4 protein-coding genes and 1 pseudogene are annotated in these 5,029 nt (G+C 68.5%); 3 read left to right on the top strand and 2 right to left on the bottom strand.

Annotated elements, in window-relative coordinates; translation table 11 throughout:
* The 3 genes and pseudogenes from G3N93_RS34430 to G3N93_RS34440 form a co-directional block, all read left to right on the top strand.
* Positions 1-238 (top strand): annotated as a pseudogene (locus G3N93_RS34430) (DNA alkylation response protein); the annotation flags it as partial.
* Positions 235-1,431 (top strand): CaiB/BaiF CoA-transferase family protein, encoded by a 1,197-nt coding sequence (locus G3N93_RS34435; protein ID WP_206134970.1) that lies wholly within the window; start codon positions 235-237, stop codon positions 1,429-1,431. The pseudogene G3N93_RS34430 and the gene G3N93_RS34435, both read left to right, overlap by 4 nt.
* A gap of 102 nt (positions 1,432-1,533) precedes the next feature.
* On the top strand, positions 1,534-2,949 hold the full coding sequence (locus tag G3N93_RS34440; protein ID WP_206134971.1) for an MFS transporter: 1,416 nt from the start codon (positions 1,534-1,536) through the stop codon (positions 2,947-2,949).
* A 142-nt stretch (positions 2,950-3,091) separates the two neighbouring features.
* Here the strand turns inward: G3N93_RS34440 and G3N93_RS34445 are convergent, their stop codons facing one another.
* The gene (locus G3N93_RS34445; RefSeq protein WP_006478357.1) at positions 3,092-3,367 is read right to left on the bottom strand and encodes an oxidative damage protection protein; all 276 of its coding nucleotides are present in this window, start codon (positions 3,365-3,367) and stop codon (positions 3,092-3,094) included.
* A gap of 49 nt (positions 3,368-3,416) precedes the next feature.
* Positions 3,417-4,796, bottom strand: a complete 1,380-nt coding sequence (argA, locus tag G3N93_RS34450; protein ID WP_174941821.1) for an amino-acid N-acetyltransferase — start codon at positions 4,794-4,796, stop codon at positions 3,417-3,419.
* Positions 4,797-5,029 lie beyond the last annotated feature (233 nt).

A 5,029-nucleotide genomic window follows, 5' to 3' on the forward strand; every position in this document is an offset into this window, starting at 1 on the left:
GTCCGCGCTGTACTACGCGAGCGCGGCCGTGCTGATGGCGTGCGAAGGCGTGCGGCTCGCGCCGGATTTCCGGCGGCTCGCGCTCGCGCATCTGATCGTGCGCCACAAGCTGCTGCCGGTCGATCCGCTCGCGCCGGCATCGCGCGACGACGAATCGGCCGCGTACGACGCGCTGCTGCGCGGCACGCCGATCGCACTCGATACCGCGCTCGACCTGCTGCCGGAGGTCGAACGATGAGCATGACGCGTGGCGCACTGGACGGCCTGAAGGTCGTCGACCTGAGCCGCGTGCTCGGCGGCCCGTACTGCACGCAGGCGCTCGCCGACCACGGGGCGACGGTGGTCAAGATCGAGCCGCCGGACGGCGACGAGACGCGTGGCTGGGGGCCGCCGTTCCTCGGCGATACCGCGTGGTATTTCATGGGCGTGAACCGCAACAAGGAAGGGCTCGCGCTCGACCTGTCGCGCGACGAGGGGCGCGCGATCCTGTGGCGTCTGCTCGAAGAAGCCGACGTGCTCGTCGAGAACTTCAAGCCCGGCACGCTCGCGCGCTGGGGCATGGATTACGCGCGCGACCTGCAGCCGCGCTTCCCGCGACTGATCCACTGCGCGGTGACGGGCTTCGGCGAAGGTGGCCCGCTTGGCGGGCTGCCCGGCTACGACGCGGTGATCCAGGCGATGGCGGGGTTGATGAGCGTCAACGGCGAGCGCGACGGCGACGCGACGCGCATCGGTCTGCCGATCGTCGACATGGTCACGGGCCTCAATGCACTCGCGGGCATCCTGCTGGCGCTCGCGGAGCGCGAGAAGAGCGGGCAGGGCCAGTCGATCGACATCGCGCTGTACGACTGCGGCGTGTCGCTGCTGCATCCGCACCTGCCGAACTTCTTCGGCTCGGGGCGCGTGCCGGAGCGCAGCGGCAACGCGCATCCGAACATCGCGCCGTACGACAGCTATCGCACGGCGACCGTGCCGATCTTCCTCGCGATCGGCAATGACCGGCAGTTCGCGAGGCTCGTCGCGCATCTCGGCGTGCCGGCGCTCGCAAGCGATCCGCGCTTCGTCGACAACCGCAGCCGCCGTGCGTACCGGCCCGAGCTGAAGGCCGAACTGGAAGCGCGGCTCGCCGCGCACGCATGCGAGCCGCTCGCGCGCGACCTGATGGCGGCCGGCGTGCCGTGCGGGCCGGTGCGAACGGTCGCCGACGTTGCGCGCGATCCGCATGCGCTGCACCGCAACCTGTTCGTCGAGATCGGCGCGTATCGCGGCACGGCGTCGCCGGTGAAGCTGTCGCGCACGCCGGCCACCTATCGTTCGCCGCCGCCCGCACTCGGCGGCGACACGCGCGCGGTGCTCGATCGCCTCGGTGTCGATCCCGCGCTCCAGCAGCAACTGCTCGATGCCGGCGTGCTGAGGGAGGCCCCCGGCTAGGCGCCCCGACCGATACAACGCCGCCGGCCGGCGGCGCGATGCCGGCCACCCGGGAAAGGCACGCGACAGTCGCGCCCCCGACACGCAAACATGGAGACATCGATGAGCCGTCAGCAATCCCCGACCGCCGCGACGCAACCGCGGCCCGGCCGCGCCGCCTTCGCGGCGTTCGTCGGTACCACGATCGAGTGGTACGACTTCTACATCTACGGCACGGCCGCTGCGCTCGTGTTCGGCAAGGTGTTCTTTGCGAGCACGATGGATCCCGGCGTCGCGACGCTGCTGGCGTTCGTCACGTTCTGGGCCGGCTTCGCCGCGCGGCCGCTCGGCGGCATCGTGTTCGGGCATCTCGGCGATCGTGTCGGCCGCAAGACCGCGCTCGTGATCACGCTGGTGATGATGGGGCTGGCCACGACCGGCATCGGCCTGTTGCCCGGCTATGCGCAGATCGGCGTCTGGGCGCCGGCCGGTCTCGTCGTGCTGCGCGTGCTGCAGGGCATCGCGGTCGGCGGCGAGTGGGGCGGCGCGGTGCTGATCGCGAGCGAGAACGCGCCGAAGCATCGCAGCATCCTGTATGCGGCGTTCGCGCAGCAGGGCTCGCCCACCGGCAACCTGCTCGCGACTGCCGCGTTCTTCGCGTTGAGCGCGCTGCCGACGCCGTCGTTCCTGATGTGGGGCTGGCGCATTCCGTTCCTGCTGTCGGCCGTGCTCGTGATCATCGGCATGGTGATCCGGCTGAAGCTCGAGGAGTCGGCCGACATGCAGCGCGTGCTCGCGCGCAAGCGCACCGTGAAGCTGCCGCTGCGCGACGTCGTGCGCGATCACTGGGTCGTCGTGCTGCTCGCGGCCGGCACACTGCCGGTGATCAACGTCACGTATTTCCGCAGCACGTTCGCGCTGTCGTGGGCGACGAAGGAGCTCGGCTACGCGCAGGGCACGTTCCTCGGCATCCTGTCGATCTCGCTCATCGTGCAGTTCCTGATGCAGCCGGTCGGCGCGTGGTTCGTGTCGAAGGTCGACATGCGCCGCGCGATGTGCTGGATCCTGATTCCGGAAATCGTGCTGATGCCCGTGATGTTCCATGCGCTCGCGACACGGTCGTACTGGGTGGCCGTCGCGGGCATGTGCATCTCGACGATTCCGTCGGCGATGTTCTATGGCGCGGTCGGCGGCGTGCTCGCGCGCGTGTTCCCGGCGAACATCCGCTACACGGGCCTGTCGCTCGCGTACCAGCTGAGCGCGCTCGTCGTCGGCGGCGGCACGCCCGTGCTCGCGCAGGCGATCCTCAATTCGACCGGCAGCATCGTCGGCGTCGCGGTCGCATCGGGGCTTTACGCGCTCGTGTCGCTCGTCTGCATGCTGGCGCTGCTGAATCGCACCGGATATCGCGCGGACGAACTGTCGACGGCCGAACGCAGCGACGCGGCCGAATGGGGCGCCGAAGGCGGCAGCGCGGAACCGGTGGCCGACGGGAACACGCAGCCGGGCGAGGGCGGCGCGTTGAAGCCGGCCGGCTGAGCCGCACGGCATACCGCCCCGCGCGAGGCCGGAACGTGCCGAACGCGCGTTCCCAAAAGAAAACGGCACCGTGCGAAACACGGTGCCGTTTTTTCTGTCGCGCGTGGCCGGCAACGTGCACCGGCCGCGCGTCAACGCGTCATCAGCCTTCCGTCGGCGGCACGTAGCCGGACGCCTGGTCCGCGCCGTCGCCGAAGAAGTACTTCTCGGTCTGCTTCATCAGGTACTGGCGCGCGCGCGGGTCGGCCATGTTCAGGCGGTTTTCGTTGATCAGCATCGTCTGCTGCTTCAGCCAGCCTTGCCACGCTTCCTTCGAGACGCTCTCGTAAATGCGCTTGCCGAGTTCGCCCGGCAGCGGCGGGAAATCGAGGCCTTCGGCTTCCTTGCCGAGCTTCGCGCATTGGATCATTCGAGCCATCGTGTACTTCTCCTGTAATCGGTCTGGGGGAGGGCAGTCGTGCCTGCGCTCAGAGCTGTTTCATCAGCACGAGCGACTTGCGCTGCCAGTTATAGAGTTTGCGGCGGTCTTCCGGCAGGTCGTCGACGCTGACCTTGACGAAGCCGCGCTTGAGGAACCAGTGCTCGGTGCGCGTCGTGAGCACGAAGATATGCGTGAGGCCGCGCGCGCGGGCGCGCTGCTCGATGCGCTTGAGCAGGCGTTCGCCGTCGCCCGAGCCCTGCGCTTCCGGCGCGACCGTCAGGCACGCCATCTCGCCGATCTTCTCCTGCTGGTACGGATACAGCGCCGCGCAGCCGAACAGCACGCCATCGTGCTCGATCACCGAGAAGTGGTCGATGTCCCGTTCGATCTGGTGGCGGCCGCGCCGCACCAGCGTGCCGTCCGACTCGAGCGGCTCGATCAGCGACAGGATGCCGCCGACGTCGTCCGGCGTCGCTTCGCGCAGGCTTTCGAGGTTCTCGTACGAGATCATCGTGCCGACGCCGTCGTGCAGGAACAGTTCGAGCAGCATGCTGCCGTCGAGCGATTGCGGGATCAGGTGCGCCCGGGTCACGCCGCCGCGGCACGCGCGGATCGAATGCTTCAGGAAGAATGCGTCGTCGCCCTGGACGTTGCCGGAATCGAGCAGCTCGGCCGCCGCGTCGAGCGACATTTCGCGGATCAGCTCGCCTTCGTCGTCGACGATGCCGGGGCCGTCGGTCAGGAACACGATCTTGTCGGCGCGCAGCGCGATCGCGGCGGCCGACGCCACGTCTTCCATCGACAGGTTGAACGCTTCGCCGGTCGGCGAGAAGCCGAGCGGCGACAGCAGCACGAGCTTGCGGCTCGCGAGCGAATGACGGATCGATTCGGCGTCGATCTTGCGCACGATGCCCGTATGCGCGAAATCGACCCCGTCGAGAATCCCCACCGGCCGCGCGGTCACGAAGTTGCCCGACACGACGCTGATGTGCGCGTGCGCCATCGGCGAGTTCGGCAGACCCTGGCTGATCGCGGCCTCGATGTCGAGACGCACTTCACCGGCCGCTTCCTTCGCGGATTCGAGCGCGCGCGCATCGGTGATGCGCAGGCCGTGCGAAAACTCGGATTCGACACCGTGCAGGCTCAACTGCTCCTCGACCTGCGGGCGCGAACCGTGCACCAGCACGATCTGGATGCCCATCGCCTGCAGCAGTGCGATGTCGGACACGAGCGCATTCAGCAGCCCCTGCTGCACCACCTCGCCGCCAAACCCCACGACGAACGTGCTGTTGCGGAACTTGTGGATATAGGGCGCGACGGAGCGCATCCAGTCGACGAACTGCGCGTGACTGGCGGCCGAGTCGTCGGCGGCCGGCGGCGTCGTGGCGCCGGTCTGGGCGGGGGGGAGGTCGGTTTGGGAATTCATGGGCGGGATTATAATGCGCCCCCATGTCGAATGTACCTAAAAGTCCCGCGCCGACGCGGGCCAAAGCGCCGTCGGCCCGGCACCCGGATGGTGCGGCCGATGCACGCCAGCAGCTCGGACGAGCACACGTCTGCACCCCAGTCACGTGTCGGACTCTCGTATGCCGACTCCTGCCTGCACAACACAACTCCCACAACAACTCAGCTACACTCCATCACACTCAGCACATCCCG

Origin of the sequence: Burkholderia sp. Se-20378 (assembly GCF_017104665.1) — a bacterium.
Taxonomy (GTDB): Bacteria; Pseudomonadota; Gammaproteobacteria; order Burkholderiales; family Burkholderiaceae; genus Burkholderia; species Burkholderia lata.